At 63.6% G+C, this 20,686-nt stretch carries 14 protein-coding genes and 1 pseudogene; 11 read left to right on the top strand and 4 right to left on the bottom strand.

The window, feature by feature from the left end; genetic code table 11:
• Positions 1-19: 19 nt before the first annotated feature.
• Positions 20-909, top strand: a pseudogene (locus tag LB571_RS25775) (DMT family transporter).
• A gap of 75 nt (positions 910-984) precedes the next feature.
• On the opposite strand, the gene ubiG reads toward LB571_RS25775, so the two are convergent.
• Positions 985-1,734: a bifunctional 2-polyprenyl-6-hydroxyphenol methylase/3-demethylubiquinol 3-O-methyltransferase UbiG gene (ubiG, locus tag LB571_RS25770; protein ID WP_015315598.1), complete on the bottom strand. Its 750-nt coding sequence runs from the start codon at positions 1,732-1,734 to the stop codon at positions 985-987.
• Positions 1,735-1,937: 203 nt separating this feature from the next.
• Positions 1,938-3,776, bottom strand: a complete 1,839-nt coding sequence (locus tag LB571_RS25765; protein WP_224599130.1) for a CHASE3 domain-containing protein — start codon at positions 3,774-3,776, stop codon at positions 1,938-1,940.
• Positions 3,777-4,019: 243 nt separating this feature from the next.
• On the opposite strand from LB571_RS25765, the gene LB571_RS25760 reads away from it, so the two are divergent.
• The 8 genes from LB571_RS25760 (at position 4,020) to LB571_RS25725 (ending at position 15,753) form a co-directional block, all read left to right on the top strand.
• On the top strand, positions 4,020-5,273 hold the full coding sequence (locus tag LB571_RS25760) for an aspartate kinase (RefSeq protein ID WP_015315600.1): 1,254 nt from the start codon (positions 4,020-4,022) through the stop codon (positions 5,271-5,273).
• 81 nt (positions 5,274-5,354) lie between these two features.
• On the top strand, positions 5,355-7,625 hold the full coding sequence (gene ptsP / locus LB571_RS25755) for a phosphoenolpyruvate--protein phosphotransferase (protein WP_015315601.1): 2,271 nt from the start codon (positions 5,355-5,357) through the stop codon (positions 7,623-7,625).
• A gap of 9 nt (positions 7,626-7,634) precedes the next feature.
• On the top strand, positions 7,635-8,714 hold the full coding sequence (gene prfA, locus LB571_RS25750; RefSeq protein WP_015315602.1) for a peptide chain release factor 1: 1,080 nt from the start codon (positions 7,635-7,637) through the stop codon (positions 8,712-8,714).
• Complete coding sequence (gene prmC / locus LB571_RS25745; RefSeq protein WP_140720293.1) at positions 8,707-9,585, top strand: peptide chain release factor N(5)-glutamine methyltransferase; 879 nt, start codon at positions 8,707-8,709, stop codon at positions 9,583-9,585. Before prfA ends, prmC begins: the two co-directional genes overlap by 8 nt.
• A gap of 304 nt (positions 9,586-9,889) precedes the next feature.
• Positions 9,890-10,870 (top strand): DUF4167 domain-containing protein, encoded by a 981-nt coding sequence (locus LB571_RS25740; protein ID WP_224599128.1) that lies wholly within the window; start codon positions 9,890-9,892, stop codon positions 10,868-10,870.
• 218 nt (positions 10,871-11,088) lie between these two features.
• Positions 11,089-13,695, top strand: coding sequence for an ATP-dependent chaperone ClpB (clpB, locus tag LB571_RS25735; protein ID WP_224599126.1), 2,607 nt, complete (start codon positions 11,089-11,091; stop codon positions 13,693-13,695).
• 59 nt (positions 13,696-13,754) lie between these two features.
• Positions 13,755-14,120 (top strand): MmcQ/YjbR family DNA-binding protein, encoded by a 366-nt coding sequence (locus tag LB571_RS25730; RefSeq protein WP_015315606.1) that lies wholly within the window; start codon positions 13,755-13,757, stop codon positions 14,118-14,120.
• Positions 14,121-14,268: 148 nt separating this feature from the next.
• Complete coding sequence (locus LB571_RS25725; RefSeq protein ID WP_224599124.1) at positions 14,269-15,753, top strand: L,D-transpeptidase family protein; 1,485 nt, start codon at positions 14,269-14,271, stop codon at positions 15,751-15,753.
• A 51-nt stretch (positions 15,754-15,804) separates the two neighbouring features.
• Here the strand turns inward: LB571_RS25725 and LB571_RS25720 are convergent, their stop codons facing one another.
• On the bottom strand, positions 15,805-16,437 hold the full coding sequence (locus LB571_RS25720; RefSeq protein WP_224599122.1) for a TMEM175 family protein: 633 nt from the start codon (positions 16,435-16,437) through the stop codon (positions 15,805-15,807).
• Between the two features lie 254 nt (positions 16,438-16,691).
• Between LB571_RS25720 and LB571_RS25715 the strand changes: the two genes are divergently transcribed.
• The gene (locus LB571_RS25715; protein WP_224599101.1) at positions 16,692-18,257 is read left to right on the top strand and encodes an MFS transporter; all 1,566 of its coding nucleotides are present in this window, start codon (positions 16,692-16,694) and stop codon (positions 18,255-18,257) included.
• A gap of 3 nt (positions 18,258-18,260) precedes the next feature.
• On the opposite strand, the gene LB571_RS25710 is transcribed toward LB571_RS25715, so the two are convergent.
• Entirely contained in the window at positions 18,261-20,231 is a 1,971-nt protein-coding gene (locus LB571_RS25710; RefSeq protein WP_224599083.1) for a M23 family metallopeptidase, read from the bottom strand.
• A gap of 203 nt (positions 20,232-20,434) precedes the next feature.
• On the opposite strand from LB571_RS25710, the gene LB571_RS25705 reads away from it, so the two are divergent.
• On the top strand, positions 20,435-20,686 hold a 252-nt coding region (locus tag LB571_RS25705), incomplete at its 3' end, for a hypothetical protein (protein ID WP_224599080.1).

Genomic DNA, 20,686 nt, shown 5'->3' with positions numbered 1-20,686 from the left:
CCACCCATAGGGTTCCATCATGAAATATCTCTGGGATTCGGCGCTCGGCCTGCTGGTTGTCACCGGCGGCCTGCTGGGCCTGACGCTGCCCTTCGGCAAGCTCGCCACGGCGGCCGGCGTGCCAGCCATGGTCTGGGCCTTTGTCATCTCGCTCGGCGCTGGCGGCGTGCTTTTGGGCGTGCTCCTGGCGCGTGGTCAGCGCATCCGGCTCACCCCGCACAAACTGCGCTATTTCTTCGTCACCGCGGCAGTGTCCTATGCCGTCCCCAATCTCCTGATGTTTTCGGCCATTCCGCATCTGGGCGCCGGCTACACCGGCATCATGTTCACGCTGTCGCCGGTGATCACATTGGTGTTTTCGATCCTGCTCGGCGTCCGGCGCCCCAACATGCTGGGCGTATCAGGCATCGCCGTCGGCTTCGTCGGCGCCGTCATGGTGGCGGTGACGCGCGGCGAGGCTGGCCAGCCGGCCGATCTGTTCTGGGTGGTGACGGGGCTGCTGATCCCGGTCAGCCTTGCCGCCGGCAACATCTACCGCACCATCGACTGGCCGGAAGGAACCGGTCCGATCGAACTCGCGGTCGGCAGCCATCTGGCGTCCGCGGCGATGCTGCTCGTCGGCATCCTGACCTTGCTCGGAGGCAAGGCCTCGTCCAGCTTGGCGCCGTGCCGCTCATCGTCGTGGCGCAGATGGCCTCGGCATCGGCGATGTTTGCTTTCTTCTTCCGGCTGCAGGCGGTTGGCGGTCCGGTCTATCTCAGCCAGATCGGCTATGTCGCGGCAGCGGTCGGACTGTTTGCCGGCACGATCTTCCTTGGTGAACACTATCAACTGCTGACCTGGGTCGGCGCCGTCATCATCACCGCGGGCGTGTTCATCACCACCAAGGCGCAGAGCCAGAAAGCCTGACGGCTTCGAGGCGCACGTCGCACTGCCGTCAGCGTCACCGCCGGGCTCCGGCCTCGGCTGGCCGAGGATTGGCTGTCAGACCGATTCCTTTTCCGCCAGCACCATGTAGTTGACGTCCATGTCCTTCGACCGCGCCCAGCGGTCGGCAAGCGGATTGTAGGAGACGCCGGTGCGGTCGATGATGGTCAGGCCGGCGCCGCGCAGCGCCTTTTCCAGCTCTTCCGGGCGCACCAGCTTGCCGAATTGGTGGGTGCCGCGCGGCAGCCAGCGCAACACATATTCGGCGCCGATGATGGCGAGGCCGAGCGCCTTGAGCGTGCGGTTGATAGTGGCCACGAACATGATGCCGCCGGGTTTGACCATCTCGCCGCATTTGGCGACGAACAGGTCGATGTCGGCGACATGTTCGACCACTTCCATGTTGAGGATGACATCGAATTTTTCACCGGCCTCGGCGAGATCTTCCGCCGTCGTGGCACGATAGTCGACGCTGACATTGCCCTCGGCGGCATGCAGTTTCGCCACTTCGATGTTTGTTTCGGACGCGTCCGCTCCGACCACCTCGGCACCGAGCCGCGCCATCGGCTCGCACAAAAGGCCACCGCCGCAGCCGATGTCGAGGATGCGCAGGCCCTCGAACGGCCGCGCCGCCCGTGGGTCGCGGCCGAAGCGCGCCGCGATCTGGTCGCGGATATAGGAAAGCCGGACCGGATTGAATTTGTGCAGCGGACGAAACTTGCCGTTCGGGTTCCACCATTCGGCGGCAAGGGCGGAAAAGCGTTCCACCTCTCCGGCATCGATCGTCGATCGTCGGGGCTCAGGCATCGGTTGGTCTCCTCGGACGCTACAGCGCCGCGCGTCCTTCGGACGCGCAAAGGACGCTGTAGCACTTTGATTCTGCGCATGATCCCTTTCCGAAATCGAAGTCGATTTCGGGGTCATGCGCTAGGAAGTCGGGCGTGAGGCATCGAATGTCAAGGCAACATTTTCCTCTGCTGACAAAGTGGCTGGGCGATCAAAGGCCCGGCTTATTTCGTGTCCAGAACATCACGCAGCTTGGCCGCCAACTGCTCGATGGTGAACGGCTTGGCCAGGAAGTGCACGTCATGATCGAGCATGCCGTTGTGGACCACGGCATTCCTGGTGAAGCCGGTGGTGAAGACCACTTTCAGCTCGGGCTGGCGCGCGAGCGCTTCCTCGGCGAGCTTGCGGCCGTTCATCACCGGCATGACGATGTCGGTGAAAAGCAGGGCGATGCCTGGTGTCGCGGCGAGCTTCTGAAGGGCCTCCGGTCCGCTTCCCGCATGGATGACGATGTAGCCGAGTTCGCGCATGACATCCGTCGTGGAGGCCCGCACGCGGGGGTCATCCTCGACGACGAGGATCGTCTCGGTGACCTTGGCGGCGCTCTTATCGCGCCCGACGGGCGCTGCCGGCTCCTCGGCTCCGAAAAACCGGGGCAGGTAGATCTTGATCGTCGTGCCTTCGCCGGGCTCGGAGTAGATCTTGACGTGGCCGCCCGATTGTTTGACGAAGCCGAACACTTGGCTCAGCCCAAGTCCCGTGCCCTTGTTGACCGGCTTGGTCGTGAAGAAGGGTTCGAAGGCCCTGGCGATGGTCTCGGGCGACATGCCCGCGCCGGTGTCGGTTACCGCGATCATCACATATTGGCCAGGCGTGACTTCTGCGTGCGTCGACGCATAGCCGTCGTCGAGGTGGCTGTTGACAGTCTCGATGGTCAGCTTGCCCTCATTGTCCATGGCGTCGCGGGAATTGACGGCCAGATTGAGGATCGCGTTCTCGATCTGGCTGGGATCGGCGTGGGTTTTCCACAGGCCGCCCGCTAATACTGTCTCGATGCGGATGCCTTCCCCCAAGGTCCGGCGCAGAAGATCGGACATGCCGGTCAACAGCCCGTTGATGTCGACAACCTGCGGCGCCAGAGGCTGCAGGCGGGAGAAGGCAAGCAGGCGGGATGTCAGGTTGGCGGCGCGGCTGGCCGCGTCGGTCGCGGCCTCGACGAGTTTTTCGATGTCATGCTCGCCCCGCTTCAGCTTGCGCTGGGCAAGGTTCATGGCGCTGAGGATCACCGCCAGCATGTTGTTGAAGTCGTGGGCGATGCCGCCTGTCAGCTGTCCGACAGCCTCCATCTTCTGCATCTGGCGTATCTGGGATTCGGCCTTTTCACGGGTCTGGATCTCGTTGCCGAGTTCGATGTTCTTGCGCATCAGCTCTTGCTGGGCGACGACCACCTCGTGGAAGCGGCGACGGGATTGACGTATGGTGTAGGCGGCAAGCAGGAAAATCGCCAGCAACGCGGCCAGTGAGCCGATCCGCAGCCAGGCCTCGACCCGGTCGGTACGCTCTTCGCGCGCGGCCACCGCGGCGGCGCCGATGCGTCGGATTGTGTCCATGCTGGCCCGCATCTCGTCCATGGCGGCCTTGCCCTGGCCACTGCGGACCAGTTGCAGGGCCTTTGCCGCATCGCCTCGCTCGTAAAGAGCTATGGTTTCGGCCAGGTCGGCCTGCTGTTGCGAAAGCGCGTCCTTGATGTGGCCGATCTGCTGGGCGATCTGATCGTCGGGAGCGGTCGCGCTGTCGACCCGCGCCAATTGTCCCGGAATTGCCTCGACGGCCTTCCGGTAAGGCTCCAGATAGGATTTTTCACCGGTCAGCAGGTAGCCGCGCTGACCACTCTGGGCCTCCTGCGCCAATGAAAGCAGCCCGGAAAGCTGCTCCTGGTACTCGATTGTCTCACGTGCGGCGGCACGATTGGCCCTTTGGCTCTCGACGAGCACCGCACGGGTGCCGACGATCAGTGCCAGCACCGCAAAGCCCGCGACAAGCGGGAGCGATTGCAATCGCATGGCGCGCCGAAGCCGAGCAATCATCTGTTATGCCGAACCAAAAGCAATTTCCCGCGGGCAGCATTTGGTAAGCGGCGCCGGGCCGGAAGGCAATATGTCGTGCTGTTATGCAATCCGCCGTCAGCCTTGCGAAACCTTCCTCATTTGGCTATGGAGGCCGCGCATTCAGTGGCCGGCGGCAGCCGGGCGCTTTTCTTCCATTTTCGGCCGCGGGCCGGCTCCAGTCAAAGGCATTTCGCTTCCATGGCGCGTATCGTGATGAAATTCGGCGGGACCTCCGTCGCCGACATCGCTCGCATCCGCAACGTGGCACGTCACGTCAAACGCGAGGTCGACGCCGGTCACGAAGTGGCTGTGGTGGTTTCGGCGATGGCCGGCAAGACCAACGAACTGGTCGGCTGGACCCGCGAGGCCTCACCGATGCACGATGCCCGCGAATATGACGCGGTCGTCGCTTCCGGCGAACAGGTCACGGCTGGCCTTCTCGCCATCACCTTGCAGAACATGGGCGTGCATGCGCGCTCCTGGCAGGGCTGGCAGATTCCGATCAAGACCGACAACGCGCATGGCGCGGCGCGCATCCTCGATATCGACGGCGCCTTCCTGGTCAAGCGCTTCGGCGAAGGCCAGGTGGCTGTCATCGCCGGTTTCCAGGGCATCGGGCCGGACAACCGCATCGCGACACTCGGACGTGGCGGCTCCGATACCAGCGCCGTGGCGATCGCCGCCGCGGTCAAGGCCGACCGCTGCGACATCTACACCGACGTCGATGGGGTCTACACCACCGACCCGCGCATCGAGCCCAAAGCGCGGCGGCTGGCCAAGATATCGTTCGAGGAAATGCTTGAAATGGCCTCGCTCGGCGCCAAGGTTCTGCAGGTGCGTTCGGTCGAGCTTGCCATGGTGCACAGGGTGCGTACCTTCGTGCGGTCGTCCTTCGACGATCCCGATGCGCCCGGAATGGGGGATTTGCTCAATCCTCCGGGAACGCTCATTTGCGACGAGGAAGAGATCGTGGAACAGCAGGTCGTCACCGGAATTGCCTATGCCAAGGACGAGGCCCAGATTTCGCTGCGCCGCGTCGGCGACCGGCCGGGCGTCGCCGCCGGCATTTTCGGACCGCTGGCCGAGGCCAACATCAATGTCGACATGATCGTCCAGAACATTTCCGAGGACGGCAAGCTGACCGACATGACCTTCACCGTGCCGTCGGGCGATGTCGACAAGGCGCTGGCCGTGCTCGACCGGCTGAAAGCCGAGATCGGCTACGATGTCGTGCAGTCGGAAGCTGGCATGTCGAAGGTTTCGGTCATCGGCATCGGCATGCGGAGCCATGCCGGCGTCGCCGCCACCGCCTTCAAGGCGCTGGCCGACAAGGCGATCAACATCCGCGCCATCACCACCTCCGAGATCAAGATTTCGATACTGATCGACGGTCCCTATACGGAACTTGCGGTTCGCACTTTGCATTCCGTCTACGGTCTGGATAAGCAGTAGCAGGACTGAATCAGCTGTTGCGCACTTGCCGGGCGCGGCGGAAACTGCCCCGGCAAGAAGTCTATTGGAGAAGAAGCCGCGATGCGTGACACGGCCGTTGGCCCGCGCGTTTTGCTGAAACGGCTCCGCGAGCTCATGCAGGAGCCGCTGGAGCCGCAGGAGCGGCTCGACCGGATTGTGCGCGACATCGCCTCCAACATGGTCGCGGAAGTCTGCTCGCTCTACGTGCTGCGCGCCGATTCGGTGCTGGAGCTCTACGCCACCGAGGGTCTGAACCCGAACGCCGTCCACTTGGCGCAGCTGCGGCTAGGGCAAGGCCTGGTCGGCACCATTGCCGCGAGTGCCAGGCCGCTCAACCTGTCCAACGCGCAAGAACACCCGGCCTTCGCCTACCTGCCGGAGACCGGGGAGGAGATCTACAATTCCTTCCTCGGCGTGCCGGTGCTCAGGGCAGGGCGCACGCTGGGCGTCCTGGTCGTCCAGAACAAGACCATGCGCCACTATCGCGACGACGAGGTCGAGGCGCTGGAAACCACGGCCATGGTCATCGCAGAGATGATCGCCACCGGCGATCTGGCGCGGCTGACCCGGCCAGGCCTCGAACTCGACCTGCGCCGGCCTGTCAGCTTCACCGGCCTGTCCTTCAACGATGGCGTCGGGCTCGGTCACGTCGTGCTGCACGAGCCGCGTATCGTCGTCACCAATTTGTTCAACGAGGACAGCGAGGAAGAGGTCCGGCGGCTCGAAGCCTCGCTTGGTTCTCTGCGGCTTTCCATCGACGACATGCTGGAGCGCCGCGATGTCGCCTTCGAGGGCGAGCATCGCCAGGTGCTGGAAGCCTACCGCATGTTCGCCAACGACCGGGGCTGGGTACGCCGCCTGGAAGAGGCGATCCGTAACGGCCTGACGGCCGAGGCGGCGGTCGAAAAAGTTCAGAGCGACATGCGCGCCCGCATGCTGCACATGACCGATCCTTATCTGCGCGAGCGGATGAGCGATTTCGACGATCTTGCCAACCGGCTGTTGCGCCAGCTGATGGGACGTGGACCCGAGGATGTCGCGGCCTCGCTGCCCAAGGACGCCATCATCGTCGCTCGCTCGATGGGCGCTGCCGAACTGCTCGACTATCCTCGCGACAAGCTGCGCGGGCTGGTGCTGGAGGATGGCGCGGCGACCAGCCATGTCGTCATCGTCGCGCGCGCCATGGGCATTCCCGTCGCCGGACAGATGAAGGGCGCCGTTTCCATGGCGGAAAACGGCGATGCCATCATCGTCGACGGCGAGGAAGGCGCGATCCATCTGCGGCCGCAATCCGATCTTGAAGCCGCCTATGCCGAGAAGGTGCGGTTCCGGGCGCGCCGGCAGGAGGTCTACCGCGAACTGCGCAAGAAGCCGTCGACGACTCGGGACGGGGTCCAGGTCGACCTGCTGATGAATGCCGGGCTTGCCGTCGACCTGCCGCAGTTGGCGGAGGCGGGCGCCGCCGGCATTGGCCTGTTCCGCACGGAACTGCAGTTCATGGTCGCGTCGACCTTTCCGCGCGCCGAAGCCCAGGAAAAACTCTACCGCGACGTGCTTGAGGCAGCGCGCGGCAAGCCGGTCACCTTCCGCACCATCGACATTGGTGGCGACAAGGTGCTGCCCTATTTCAAGGGCGCGATCCAGGAAGAGAATCCGGCGCTCGGCTGGCGGGCGATCCGCCTGACGCTAGATCGGCCGGGCTTGCTGCGCACCCAGATCCGCGCCTTGCTCAAGGCCAGCGGCGGGCGCGAGCTCAAGCTGATGCTGCCGATGGTGACCGAGCTCGGCGAAATCGCCCAGGCGCGCGAAATCATCGACCGCGAGGTGCGGCATCTCTCACGCTTCGCCCATCACCTGCCGACCAGTCTCAAGCTGGGCGCCATGCTGGAAGTGCCGTCGCTGCTGTTCCAGCTCGACGAACTGATGAAGGCGGTCGACTTCGTCTCGGTCGGATCGAACGACCTGTTCCAGTTCGTCATGGCGGTCGACCGCGGCAACACGCAACTGGCCAACCGCTTCGATACGTTGTCGGCGCCGTTCCTGCGCGTGCTCAAGCAGATCGCCGACGCCGGCGCCCGCAATCATACGCCCGTCACCCTGTGCGGTGAACTCGCCGGCAAGCCGATCTCGGCGATGGCGCTGATCGGCCTCGGTTTTCGCTCGATCTCGATGTCGCCGGCCTCGATCGGTCCGGTCAAGGCCATGCTGACGGAGCTGCCGCTGGAGGAGCTGAAGGCTTTCTTCGACGACAATCTGATGGCGCCGGCGCAAGGGCTGCCGATGCGGGCATTGCTGCAGGCCTTCGCCGACGACCGCTCGATCCCGTTGTAGCACCTCATCATGGTCAATTTGCCCCGCGATCGTATGGATCAAGTCGTCAAGCGTTTCGAGATGCTCGAAGCGCAGATGTCGGCTGGACCGGCGCCGGATGCTTATGTGAGGATGGCATCGGAATATGCCGAGTTGCAGGAGATGGTGGCCAAGGTCAGGGAATTGCGCTCTGCCGAGCATGAGCAGGCCGACCTCGAAGCGATGCTCGCCGACAAGGGCACCGACGCTGAGATGCGGGCGCTTGCCGAGGCAGATCTGCCCGGCGTCGAGGAGCGCATCGAGACGCTGCAGAAAGACATCCAGATCCTGCTCCTGCCCAGGGATGCCGCCGACGACAAGAACGCCATTCTTGAAATCCGCGCCGGCACCGGCGGCGATGAGGCGGCACTCTTCGCCGGGGACCTGTTTCGCATGTATGAGCGCTATGCCGCCGAACGCGGCTGGCGGTTCGAAACGGTATCGGCCAGCGACGGCGATGCCGGCGGCTTCAAGGAAATCATCGCCACGATCTCCGGTAAAGGTGTGTTCGCCCATCTGAAATTCGAATCCGGGGTGCATCGCGTCCAGCGCGTGCCGGCCACCGAGGCCAGCGGGCGCATCCACACGTCAGCCGCCACAGTCGCCGTGCTGCCGGAAGCCGAAGAGGTCGACATCGACATCAGGGCCGAGGACATCCGCATCGACACGATGCGTGCCTCCGGCTCCGGCGGCCAGCACGTCAACACCACCGATTCCGCGGTCCGCATCACCCATCTGCCGACCGGCATCATGGTGGTGCAGGCGGAGAAGTCGCAGCACCAGAACCGGGCCAAGGCCATGCAGATCCTGCGCGCCCGGCTCTATGACATGGAGCGCAGCAAGGCGGATGAGGAGCGTTCCGAGTCGCGCAAGTCGCAGGTCGGTTCCGGCGACCGCTCCGAGCGCATCCGCACCTACAATTTTCCGCAGGGCCGGGTCACCGACCATCGCATCAACCTGACGCTCTACAAACTCGACCGGGTGATGATGGGTGAACTCGACGAAATCGTCGACGCGCTGATCGCCGATCATCAGTCGAAGCTGCTGGCCGATATCGGCATCGATGGCTGACCATCCGCCCGCGGCGCTGGGGTCGCTGCTGCGGGAAGCGCGGACCCGGCTTGCCGCAGCCGGCATCGATGATCCCGCGCTCGATGCGAGGCTGATCGTCGAGCACTATTCCGGCACGACGCGCACTCAGGCGATCGCCGACCCCGAGTGCAAGATCGACGGGAACGCCATCGCCGCGATCGACGGCGCCTTGAGACGGCGAGCCCGTGGCGAGCCGGTGCATCGCATCCTCGGCTATCGCGAGTTCTACGGTTTGCGCTTGTCGCTGTCGCCGGAGACGCTGGAGCCGCGACCGGACACCGAAACGCTGGTCGAGGCGGTGCTGCCCTTCGTCAAGGCAATAGCCACGCGGGAGGGCACATGCCGCATCCTCGATCTCGGCACCGGAACGGGCGCGATCGCCCTGGCGCTGCTAAGCGTCGTGCCGGCCGCGACCGCCACCGGTGTCGACATCTCCGCCGGCGCTCTGGCCACGGCGGCCCGCAATGCCGGGCAATTCGGCCTCGGCGGCCGGTTCACGGCGGTTCAGTCGGACTGGTTTAAAAAAGTTTCCGGCCGGTACCATGTAATTGCCGCAAACCCTCCCTATATACCAACACAAGAGATTGGAAATCTGCAGGACGAAGTCCGCGATTTCGACCCGCGCCTTGCCCTTGATGGCGGTGTGGATGGGCTGAACCCCTACAGGATCATCGCCGCCGAGGCGGCAAGGTTTCTGGAAGCCGAAGGCAGGATTGCGGTCGAGATCGGCCACACGCAAAGCAACGAAGTCAACGATATATTTCGCGCAGCCGGTTACGCGGCTGGCGAGGTTTTTAGCGATCTCGGCGGAAACGACAGGGTTCTTGTTTTTCAACGAGCAACGTCTTGACGCAGTGCAAAAAAAGCGCTTGGCAATACCGGGGAATGCGGCTAGGGTCGCCTAACCGGATGAGACGAAGCAGGCAGTGCTCTTAGCGATTCGGTTTTTCCTTGGAAATAGCTGCCTTCTTGCGCAAACGACGCCCAAGCTTCGTGCGGGAATCGTCCGGCAAGTGATGTAACCGGAAACAGGATGACACGTGGCGCCAACGCAATCGATGCGGGCGAACGCCGGTGAAGAAACGAAACGGCTGGCTGCATGAGCGCCTCCGTTCGTGAAGAGTTTTTCAAAATTTCAAGATGAAGAGAGTCGAATGAGGCCACAACAGCAGAACAGGCGCATGCGCGGTCGCAACAACAATGGCGGCGGCGGTGGCAATAACAATAACAACAACCGCAAGGGGCCGAATCCGCTTACGCGCAATTACGAGAGCAACGGCCCGGACGTGAAAATCCGTGGATCGGCTCAGCAGATTGCCGAAAAATACGCCACGCTTGCCCGTGACTCGCACAGCTCCGGCGACCGGGTGATGGCGGAGAACTACCTCCAGCACGCTGAACACTACAATCGCATCATTGCCGCCGCGCAGGCGCAGATGCCGATCCAGAACGTCCAGCAGGCACGCGACGAGTTCGACGAGGACGGCGATGACGATCGCGACGAGTTCGACAATGCCGGCAGTGGAGCCGGCAACAGTGGGGCGGGCAATAGCAGCGGCAATGCCGGTTCCGATCCACAGCTTCCCGTAATCAACCATGGCGCAGGTCCGCAGCCGGTGATCGAGGGCATGCCGGCGGAGGTTGCGCTGAACCGGGAAAACGGTCGCGACAATCGCGACAACAGCGGGCGCGACAACAGCGGGCGCGACAATAACGGTCGCAACCATGGCGGCCGCGACAACGGTGGCGGGCGCCATCGCGATCGCCGCCCCAATGGCGGCTACGGCCAGCGCGACTACGCTTCACCCGAACAGGGCGGACAGCAACAGCGCAACGAGGCCCCGGGGCAGACGGAAGTCCAGGCAGAGGCCGCTTCGCCGCCCGAGACGGTCGCGGCGGCCGAGCCGGCTCCACGGTTCGAGAATTTTTCACCGGCAGGTCTGGCCGCCCAGGCCGAACTCAATGAGGCGGCCGCCGAAAGCGGTGCTGCCCGCCGTCCACGGCGTCCGCGCCGTCCGCGCACCAATGCCGATCAGGTCGAGAGCAGCAGCGAAAATGGGGACGCGGCCGAGACAGCGGCGGCTCCGGCCGACAGCGGCGGTGCCGAACCCGTGGTTTCCGACATCGACAACTGAGCGAACGGCATTCAAGACCTTGAGCGGCGGAGAGAAATCTCCGCCGTTTTCGTTTGGGCTGACGTGGAATATTATGCGCCTGCCATATTACGACATCTTGAGGGGCAAGGGTCCATGCACCATATCTGGCCTGAACAGGATCCGGCTCGAATGGGCGGGTCCGTCACCGCAATCTGATCCGGTGCCGCAAAGCGGGCCGGTGATGGAAGGAGACAAATATGAACCTTGAGAAATACTCGGAGCGCGTGCGCGGCTTTATCCAGTCCGCGCAGACCATGGCGCTCTCGCGCAACCACCAGCAATTCACCCCCGAACACATTCTGAAAGTCCTCGTCGACGATGATGAAGGCTTGGCCGCGTCGTTGATCGAGCGCGCCGGCGGCAATGTCCGCGATGTCAAGCTCGGCGTCGAGACGGCGCTCGAGGCGATGCCCAAGGTGGAGGGCGGCAATGGCCAGCTCTATCTGGCACAGCCGCTGGCCAAGGTGTTCTCGACCGCCGAAGACCTGGCCAAGAAGGCCGGCGACAGCTTTGTCACCGTCGAGCGGCTGCTGCAGGCGCTTGCCATGGAGAAATCGGCCAAGACCGCCGAAATCCTGGCCAAGGCCGGTGTCACCGCGCAGGCGCTGAATCAGGTCATCAACGACGTCCGCAAGGGCCGTACCGCCGATTCGGCGAGTGCCGAACAGGGCTATGACGCGCTGAAGAAATACGCACGCGACCTCACCGCGGACGCACGCGCGGGCAAGCTCGACCCTGTGATTGGCCGCGACGACGAGATTCGACGCACCATCCAGGTGCTGTCGCGCCGCACCAAGAACAACCCGGTGCTGATCGGCGAGCCGGGCGTCGGCAAGACGGCGATCGCCGAAGGGCTGGCGCTGCGCATCGTCAATGGCGACGTGCCGGAATCGCTGAAGGACAAGCAGTTGATGGCGCTCGACATGGGCGCGCTGATTGCCGGTGCCAAATATCGCGGCGAATTCGAGGAGCGGCTGAAGGCCGTGCTTTCGGAGGTCACTTCGGCCAGTGGCAACATCATCCTGTTCATCGATGAGATGCACACGCTGGTCGGCGCCGGCAAGGCCGATGGTGCCATGGATGCGTCGAATCTCCTGAAGCCCGCGCTGGCGCGCGGCGAACTGCACTGCGTCGGCGCCACCACGCTCGATGAATACAGGAAGCATGTCGAGAAGGATCCCGCCCTTGCCCGCCGTTTCCAGCCCGTCTTCGTCGACGAGCCGACAGTGGAGGACACGGTCTCGATCCTGCGCGGCCTGAAGGAGAAATACGAGCAGCACCACAAGGTGCGTATCTCCGATTCGGCACTGGTGGCGGCGGCGACATTGTCCAACCGCTACATCGCCGACCGCTTCCTGCCGGACAAGGCGATCGACCTCGTCGACGAAGCCGCCTCGCGGCTCAGGATGCAGGTCGATTCCAAGCCCGAAGCGCTGGACGAGATCGACCGCCGCATCATGCAGCTCAAGATTGAACGCGAAGCGTTGAAGGTCGAGACGGACGATGCCTCGAAGGACCGGCTCGCCCGCCTGGAAAAGGAACTTGTCGGCCTGGAAGAGGAATCGACAGAGATCACCGCGAAGTGGCAGGCCGAGAAGCAGAAGCTCGGGCTAGCGGCCGACTTGAAGAAGCAGCTCGACGAAGCGCGCAACGACCTTGCCATTGCCCAGCGCAAGGGTGAGTTCCAGCGGGCCGGCGAGCTTGCCTATGGCAAGATCCCGGAATTGGAAAAGAAGCTGAAGGAGGCCGAAGCCCAGGACGGAAAGGCCGGCATGGTCGAGGAAGTGGTCACGCCCGACCACGTCGCCCATATCGTGTCGCGCTGGACCGGCATTCCGGTCGACAAGATGCTGCAGGGCGAGCGTGACAAGCTGCTGCGCATGGAAGACGAGATCGGCAAGCGTGTCGTCGGCCAGGGCGAAGCGGTGCAGGCCGTTTCCAAGGCGGTGCGGCGTGCCCGTGCGGGCCTTCAGGATCCGAACCGGCCGATCGGCTCGTTCATGTTCCTCGGGCCTACCGGCGTCGGCAAGACGGAGCTGACCAAGGCTTTGGCCAATTTCCTGTTCGACGATGAGACGGCGCTGGCGCGCATCGACATGTCCGAATACATGGAGAAGCACTCCGTCGCCCGGCTGATCGGCGCGCCTCCCGGCTATGTCGGCCATGAGGAAGGCGGTGCGCTGACCGAAGCGGTGCGGCGCCGGCCCTATCAGGTCGTGCTGTTCGACGAGATCGAAAAGGCGCATCCGGATGTCTTCAACGTGCTGTTGCAGGTGCTCGATGACGGCCGGCTCACCGACGGGCAGGGCCGCACCGTCGACTTCCGCAACACACTGATCATCATGACGTCTAATTTGGGCGCCGAATATCTCGTCAATCTCGGCGAGGATCAGGATGTCGATGCCGTACGAGACGAAGTGATGGGCGTGGTCAGGGCATCGTTCCGGCCGGAGTTCCTCAATCGCGTCGACGAGGTGATCCTGTTCCACCGGCTGCGCCGCAAGGACATGGACCGTATCGTCGAGATCCAGCTCAAGCGGCTCGAGAGCCTGCTGACGGATCGCAAGATCACGCTGTCGCTGGATCCCGAGGCGATCGAGTGGCTGGCGGCCAAGGGTTACGACCCCGCTTATGGTGCCCGGCCGCTGAAGCGGGTGATGCAGAAGGAACTGCAGGATCCGCTGGCGGAAAAGATCCTGCTCGGCGAGATCCTGGACGGCTCGACTGTCAAGGTCACGGCTGGTTCCGACCGGCTGAATTTCCGCTCCAAGCCGGCGATCGTCGCGGCCGAGGTTGCGGCCTGATTTCAGACGCCGCGCGTCCACCGTGCGCGCGGCGTTTTCATGCGATTGGCGGGGGATTGATGACGCTGGACGATTACAACGGCTTCTGCGCTTCGCTGCCTGCAACGAACCACGTGGTGCAATGGGGCGGCGCCCATGTCTGGAAGGTCGGGACCAAGGTGTTTGCGATCGGTGGCTGGGATCAGGGTCGGCAGCTCTTCGTCACCTTCAAATGCTCCGACATCGCCTATGACGTGCTCAAGGAGCAGCCGGGCCTGCGCCCCGCGCCCTATCTTGCCTCCCGCGGCATGAAGTGGATCCAGCGTCAGACAAGCCAGAGCATGGATGATGGTGCGCTGGAGGACTATCTGCGCGAGAGCCACCGCCTTGTTGCCCTTAAGCTGACGAAGCAGGCGCGCAAGGAATTGGGGCTTGGCGCAAGCTAGCCAATATTCCCCGAGGCGCCGGAAAACCGCCATCTTCATGCCCGGTTCATGTTGGAACCATATGGTGGGTAACTGGTTTGCTGGCGAAGGGTTCGCCGAACTGAACAATGCCGGGCGGCGGCACATACGGACCGGAGAGTTTCGCACGATGCTGCGCAGTATCTTCACCCTTTCGGCGCTTGCCGCGGGACTGGTGTTTTCCAATGCGTTCGCCGCGCCGACGCATGACGGTGCCGCCCAGCCTGTCCGTGCGTCCGGGAGCGGCGGCATTCTGCTCGCGCAGGACGGCAATCTCGACATTTATTACGATGCCAGGGGCAATCGCGTCATCGTCGATTCGGATACCGGCAAGGTGATCGCCATCCAGCCGCCGCAGACACGGCTCGACCGGCGGGCGCTGCGCCGAGAGAGCCGGATGCGCGAACTTGGCCGCGCACCCGCCGACGATGACCGTTACTATCTCGACGATCCCCAGGACATGGCCCGCTTCCGCCGCAGACAGCTGGAAGAGGAAGGCCGGGTCATTCCACCGCCCGCCGACGAATACGATCCTGACGGAAGTGGTTCAGTCGATGCCTATCCGCCGGCACCGCAGGACGACGGCAGTTACGACAACAATTATCCCGACGCGCCGCAGCCGGGTACAATCAAGCGCCAACCGCTGAACGAGGCGTCGATAGACCCCGTCCGGCCGGCAGACCCGACGGACCAGGCAGCGCCCTCGGACCAGCCGGCATTGCCGCCAAAGGCCGGCGGCAAGACGTCGGTCGATCCGTCGCTTTCGCTGGGCGCACGCCAGGATGTCGCGGCACTGCAGGTGCTGCTCGACCGGGGCGGGGCTTCGCCTGGCGTCATCGACGGGCGCTTCGGTTCGAATGTCGACAAGGCGCTGGCGGCCTACAATCAGATCAACGGCAGCAGCCTCAAATCGACCGATTCGGTCGGCATCCAGGCCGCATTGTCGCAGTCCGGTGGCGACGCGTTCGCCAACTACACCATCACCGCGGAGGATGCGGCCGGCCCCTATGTCGCGTCGATCCCGGAAGACTACAGCCAGAAGGCGCAACTCGACCGCATGGGCTTCACCTCCGTCACCGAGGCGCTGGCCGAGCGCTTCCACATGGACGAGAACTATCTCAAGGGGCTCAATCCGGACGCCAACTTCAATCGTCCGGGCACGGTCATCAAGGTCGCGAATTTCGGCAAACTGGTTTCTACCCCCGTCACCCGCATCGTCGCCGACAAGGGCAAGAAGGAAGTCTTTGCCTATGACGGGTCGGGCAAGCTGGTCGCGGCCTACCCCGCCACCATCGGCTCGTCGGACACGCCGTCCCCGACCGGCATCCATGCCGTGTCGCGTGTCGCGCTCGATCCGAACTACACCTACAACCCCAACATCAACTTCAAGCAGGGCGAGAACAACAAGATCCTGACCATTCCGCCTGGGCCGAATGGCCCGGTCGGATCGGTGTGGATCGCCCTGGACAAGCCGACTTACGGCATCCACGGCACGCCGGAGCCCTCGAAGATAGGCAAGACCGAGAGCCATGGCTGCGTGCGCCTGACCAATTGGGACGCGCGTGAACTGGCCAAGCTGGTCTCGCCGGGCGTGCCGGTGGAGTTCGTCGAGTAGGTATGTCGATATTCAAGCGATGCCGGCCTGACCTCTATCTCAATATAAATTTCAACCAATGATCCTGCGCACCCACGTCACATTCGGCGTTGCCGCGTAGATCAACTGCACCACCAGAATGAAGCCGACGCTCGCCAACGGGGTGATCAGGCAAAATGCGGCGCCGACGGCCCACAGGACCTGCGCCTTGACGATGCGCAGGTAGACCGTGCGTTTCGTTTCCGCATCGACGTCCTCCGCGACAAGGCCGCTTTTCTCCGCATACCGCCAACTGACGAACAGCGTGATGCCGAGCATCAAGAGGTTGAGCCAGTAAACCAGCACCGCGGTCCTGAATTCCAGAAAATCGGCCAGAAGGTCGGTCGAGAACGGCAAGAGCGCGATGAAGGCGAGAAAGCAGAGGTTCAGCGTGGCCAGCCGTCTGTCGGATTTGGCGATCAGACCATGCTGGGCCTGCTGGCCGAACCAGAAGATGGTCAGGGTCAGAAAGCTCAAGGCATAGGTGAGGAAGCGTGGCGCGAGTGCCGCGATGGCGGCGAGCAGATCATATTCGGAGTGGATCGCCTCATGCGCCGGCACCCTGATCTCGAGCACGATCAGGGTGAGCGCGATTGCGAACACGCCATCGGTGATACCGACAATACGGCCGCGCCCCTCAACCGATGCTTCGAGCGGACGCTTCATCGATTTCTCCTGCCCGCGGGTCCTGGAAAACCTAAAGCGCGTCTCGTCGAAACGGATTCATGCGACGCGCTTTAAATCTTGCCTGATGCATGTCGTTGTCGCAAAAGCCGAGGTCACTTTTGCGCGACATGCATTAGCATGACTGCCGCGGTTTGCATCGGGGCAGATGCAATCCCTGGCAATATGGCTGGTTTCAAGGACAACAAGCCGCTGGCCGGTTGTTGCCGCCGCGCCGACGGTCTAATGAGGGTGGCATGCATGCGCCCAATCAAGCCGCCGCCGTTCCGCTGACCGCTCCGGTCGCGAATGGCACGTTCTGCCCGCAATCGCAGCGGCGTTATGCGTTGATCGCGGCGATCCTGGCCTCGGCGCTCGGCTTCATCGACGGATCGATCCTGGCGATAGCCATGCCGGCGATCCGCGTCGACCTCGGCGCCAGCCTTGCCGAGGCGCAGTGGATTTCCAATGCCTATGCGCTGACACTCTCAGCGCTGATCCTTGCCGGCGGTGCCGCAGGCGATCGGTTCGGGCTGCGCCATGCTTTCGTGGCCGGCATTGCGCTGTTCGTCGTGACCTCGCTTGCCTGTGCGCTGGCGCCGAACGCTGTCGTGCTGATCGCATTTCGCGCGCTCCAGGGCATCGGCGCCGCGATCATGGTGCCGGGCAGTCTCGCCATCATCGCCAAGGCCTATCCGAAGAAGGAACGCGGCAGGGCGATCGGCATCTGGGCGGCGGCCTCGGCGCTGACCACCGCTCTCGGCCCCGTGCTCGGCGGCCTGGTGCTCTCGGCTTTCGGCGGCGGCATCTGGCGGGCGATCTTTGCCGTCAATCTGCCGCTCGGCCTGGTCTCGATCTATCTGCTGCTCGCCAAGATTCCGGCCGATGCGCCGACGGAGAAACGCAGCCTTGACCTTGCCGGCGGGGCGCTTGCGATGCTGGCCTTCGGCGCGCTTGCCTATGGGCTGACTTCAATGAGCGCCAGCGGCGAGAGCCATATGGCCGGTCCAAGCATTGCCGCCGGCGCCGTGCTGCTTGTCGTCTTCATCCTGTTCGAGCGGCGGCAGCGCGAGCCGATGATAGATCTCAGCCTGTTTCGCATCGGTGCTTTCGCCGGCGCCAACGTCGCGACGTTCTTTCTCTATTTCGCACTGTCAGCCAATCTTTTTTATCTGCCGATGCTGCTGATCGCAGGCTGGGGGCTGAGCACCGCCGAGGTCGGCTTCATCTTCCTGCCGCTGTCGGCGGCGATCGCGCTTCTGTCGGGACCCGTCGGCAAGCTGTCGGACCGGATCGGGCCCCGTTTTCCCATTGCCTGCGGCAGCCTGATCGTGGCGGTTGCCTTCGCCGGGCTGGCCTTGCTCGCCTATGCCGGCTTTCACCATTTCTGGACCGGCATCTTCCCCTTGATGGCGCTGATGGGGCTCGGCATGGCGTTGGTCGTATCGCCATTGTCCACCGCGATCATGACGGCGGTGGAAGACAAGGACACCGGCGCGGCTTCCGGCATCAACAACGCCGTCTCACGCATCGGCGGTTTGATCGCGGTGGCGGCGATGGGGTCGCTCGCTGCCTGGATCTACGCCAATGGCCTGGAGGTAAATGCCGCGCCCGGCGTGCCTGGCTTCGGCGAACCGCCACCAGCAGGACTTTCGCCGGCACTCGATGCGGCGAGGATCGCCGCCAGCGACGCAGCCTTTTCCGCCGTCTCCTTGGTGACGGCGCTGCTATGCCTGCTTTCCGCTGTCATTGCCTGGATGACGATTTCGGGCGAAGCGCTGCCGTGGTCGCGGCGCGCCGAACCTCGGCAGGGCGAAGGCTGAGACTCAGCCTTCGATCTTGGCGCTGGCGACCTTCAGCGAATTGCCATCTTCCTGTTTCAGCAGATCGTCGATGCGCTCGCGCTCGCGCTTGAAGGCGACGAGATCGTCGCCTTTCAGCACCTTGCCGACCGGTAGACGGACGCGCATCGGATCGACTTTGGTGCCATTGACGATCAACTCGTAGTGCAGGTGCGGGCCTGTGGCGAGGCCGGTCTGGCCGAGATAGCCGATAGTCTGTCCCTGGCGCACATGCATGCCCGGCTCCATACCTTTGGCAAAGGCACTCTGGTGATTGTACGAGGTCTCGTAGCCATTGGCATGGCGAATGATGATCTGCTTGCCATAGCCGCCGGCCCAGCCGACCTTCTCGATGACGCCATTGCCGGCGGCGATGATCGGCGTGCCAATCGGGGCTGCCCAGTCGACGCCTGTGTGCATGCGGACATAGCCGAGGATCGGATGCTTGCGGGCGCCGAAGCCGGAGCGGAATTTTCCGGCGGGCAGCGGATTGCGCAGCAGGAACTGCTGGGCGCTCGAGCCGTCTTCGTCGAAATAGTCCGTGCTGCCGTCCTGCATCTGGAAGCGGTAGAAATTGCGCGTCGTGCCGCCGAAGGTCGCCGAGACATAGAGAAGCTCGGAATTGTCCGAGGTCTGGTCGTCGCCATCAGGCTGCGAGAACAGCACTTCAAGGCGGTCGGAGGGATTGAGGCGGGACTGGAAATCGACATCGGATGCCAGGAGCTTGATCAGCCGCTGGGTCATCGCCTTGGACATGCCGTAGGAATAGGCGGCGCGGTAGATGCCGTCATAGACGTTGGGCAGATTGCCGCGCACCACTACCGGCGCCGACGAATCGTCGAATGCGGTCAGCAATTCGGGATTGGGCTCGGGCTCCTGGGCCGGCACGTACTGGCCGCGGTCGTCGAGCGCGATGGTGACGATATGCGTGGTCTTGTCATAGACGCTTGTGCGCACGACCTTGGCGGCATCGCCGTGGACCTCGAGGCCAACACGCAGCACGGTACCTGCCTTAAGCGCCGGCGCGTTGAGCAACTTGGCGATCGCTTCGGCCATGCCGGTGGCATCATCGCCCGTGTAGCCCGAATCGGCGAAAGCCTCCGTGAGGTCGGTGTCCTTGGTGAAGGGGATGATTTCCTCGGCGAAAGCCGGTGCCTGGTCGTCCGCGTTGGCGCGTGGCGATACGGAAACATTTTCCGGCACGATCTTCACATCGTAGGAGCCGGCCATGCTCTCGGCAAAGGCTTCGCCGAATCGCTGCGGATCGACATAATGAAGCGAAGCCACCTGCACGGCGCCGTCGCTTAGGTCGGTGCCGGCTTCGCGTACCACTTTTTCGACTTCGTCGGCCGACAGGTCGCTCTTCTCGTCGAAGGAAGCCGTCGCGATGGGGAAATCCACGGTCTTCAGGCTCATTTCGCTTTCGACCTTGGCGCCGTAGATCTGGCCAGAGGCGGCCGACGCTGTCGCCGGCTGCGCCGATGTATCGTCGCCGTCGTCGCCGAACACCTGCATCGGGTCGAAAGGGGGGTAGGCCCGGCTGGTGGTGTGGCCTGCTGCGAGTGCCATCTTGATCTGCACGAAAGGCATGGTGTGGATGACATCGCGGTCGCCGACCTTGGTGACCATCGACACTTCCATGCGGCGGCGATCCTTTGCCTTGGCGATCTGGCGCGGCGCCACCAGCCTGGTGGTCTTTGCCACTTCGCCGGAATCGCCGTTGCTGGCAAGGCCGATCAGTTCGGCGATCTCGGGTGGGGTCGCCAGTTGCTGGCGACCATTGAGAGCGGCGAACAGCGCGACGCCCATCAGCACGCTCGAGGTTACACCGGTGAGGAATGTTCCCGACAGCCAGCGCGCAGAAACCTCACGCCGATCGGGCGGGCCGCTGCGGCCGTCCGCGATAAGCGGCGGCTCATTGCCGAGTTCGGCTATGACATCTTCCGTATCTGGCATCCAGAAAGGCTGCTTCTTCCCCGGGCGGAACGGCTTGTCGCTTTTGTTGTGGCCATGACATTTGCCTGTCACGGCAGGTTAAGTCAACGAAGCCTCAGGCCCCGGTCGAATTCCCCTCGTGCACTTCTCTCTTATAGAGCACTTCTAAAAGCGGGCGGTGTGCCTTCATCCACAAGGCTCTCGCGCACGCCCTCACGGCGCTCTTGGAAGAGGGCGTTGCACGGCTGTGCTCGCTCCCTCTTTTGTTGGCCTTGGTGTCGAACGGCAATGCGGCGGCAATAGGGCTCCTTCGTGGCCTCCTCCTCCTGTTGTCCCGTGTTCCCCTGGGGCAGCCGGCTATCGACAAAGCGCGCCCGAAATTTCTGTCGCAAAAAGTTCAAAAACATTTGGGAACGGTGTTGACAGTTTTGGTTGGTGGCGACTATATACGCCTCACGAACGAGGGCGGTGCGCCG

Origin of the sequence: Mesorhizobium sp. BR1-1-4, from assembly GCF_020165375.1 — a bacterium.
Lineage (GTDB): Bacteria > Pseudomonadota > Alphaproteobacteria > Rhizobiales > Rhizobiaceae > Mesorhizobium > Mesorhizobium australicum.
The sequence above is the reverse complement of the archived record's forward strand: the minus strand, read 5'-3'. Positions and strand labels throughout refer to the sequence as shown.

Excerpts from the sequence above, each read along its gene's own strand:
- ubiG (WP_015315598.1), bottom strand. The coding sequence starts at position 1,734 with ATGCCTGAGCCCCGACGATCGACGATCGATGCCGGAGAGGTGGAACGC.
- LB571_RS25765 (WP_224599130.1), bottom strand. The coding sequence starts at position 3,776 with ATGCGATTGCAATCGCTCCCGCTTGTCGCGGGCTTTGCGGTGCTGGCA.
- LB571_RS25760 (WP_015315600.1), top strand. The coding sequence starts at position 4,020 with ATGGCGCGTATCGTGATGAAATTCGGCGGGACCTCCGTCGCCGACATC.
- ptsP (WP_015315601.1), top strand. The coding sequence starts at position 5,355 with ATGCGTGACACGGCCGTTGGCCCGCGCGTTTTGCTGAAACGGCTCCGC.
- prfA (WP_015315602.1), top strand. The coding sequence starts at position 7,635 with ATGGTCAATTTGCCCCGCGATCGTATGGATCAAGTCGTCAAGCGTTTC.
- prmC (WP_140720293.1), top strand. The coding sequence starts at position 8,707 with ATGGCTGACCATCCGCCCGCGGCGCTGGGGTCGCTGCTGCGGGAAGCG.
- LB571_RS25740 (WP_224599128.1), top strand. The coding sequence starts at position 9,890 with ATGAGGCCACAACAGCAGAACAGGCGCATGCGCGGTCGCAACAACAAT.
- clpB (WP_224599126.1), top strand. The coding sequence starts at position 11,089 with ATGAACCTTGAGAAATACTCGGAGCGCGTGCGCGGCTTTATCCAGTCC.
- LB571_RS25730 (WP_015315606.1), top strand. The coding sequence starts at position 13,755 with ATGACGCTGGACGATTACAACGGCTTCTGCGCTTCGCTGCCTGCAACG.
- LB571_RS25725 (WP_224599124.1), top strand. The coding sequence starts at position 14,269 with ATGCTGCGCAGTATCTTCACCCTTTCGGCGCTTGCCGCGGGACTGGTG.
- LB571_RS25720 (WP_224599122.1), bottom strand. The coding sequence starts at position 16,437 with ATGAAGCGTCCGCTCGAAGCATCGGTTGAGGGGCGCGGCCGTATTGTC.
- LB571_RS25715 (WP_224599101.1), top strand. The coding sequence starts at position 16,692 with ATGCATGCGCCCAATCAAGCCGCCGCCGTTCCGCTGACCGCTCCGGTC.
- LB571_RS25710 (WP_224599083.1), bottom strand. The coding sequence starts at position 20,231 with ATGCCAGATACGGAAGATGTCATAGCCGAACTCGGCAATGAGCCGCCG.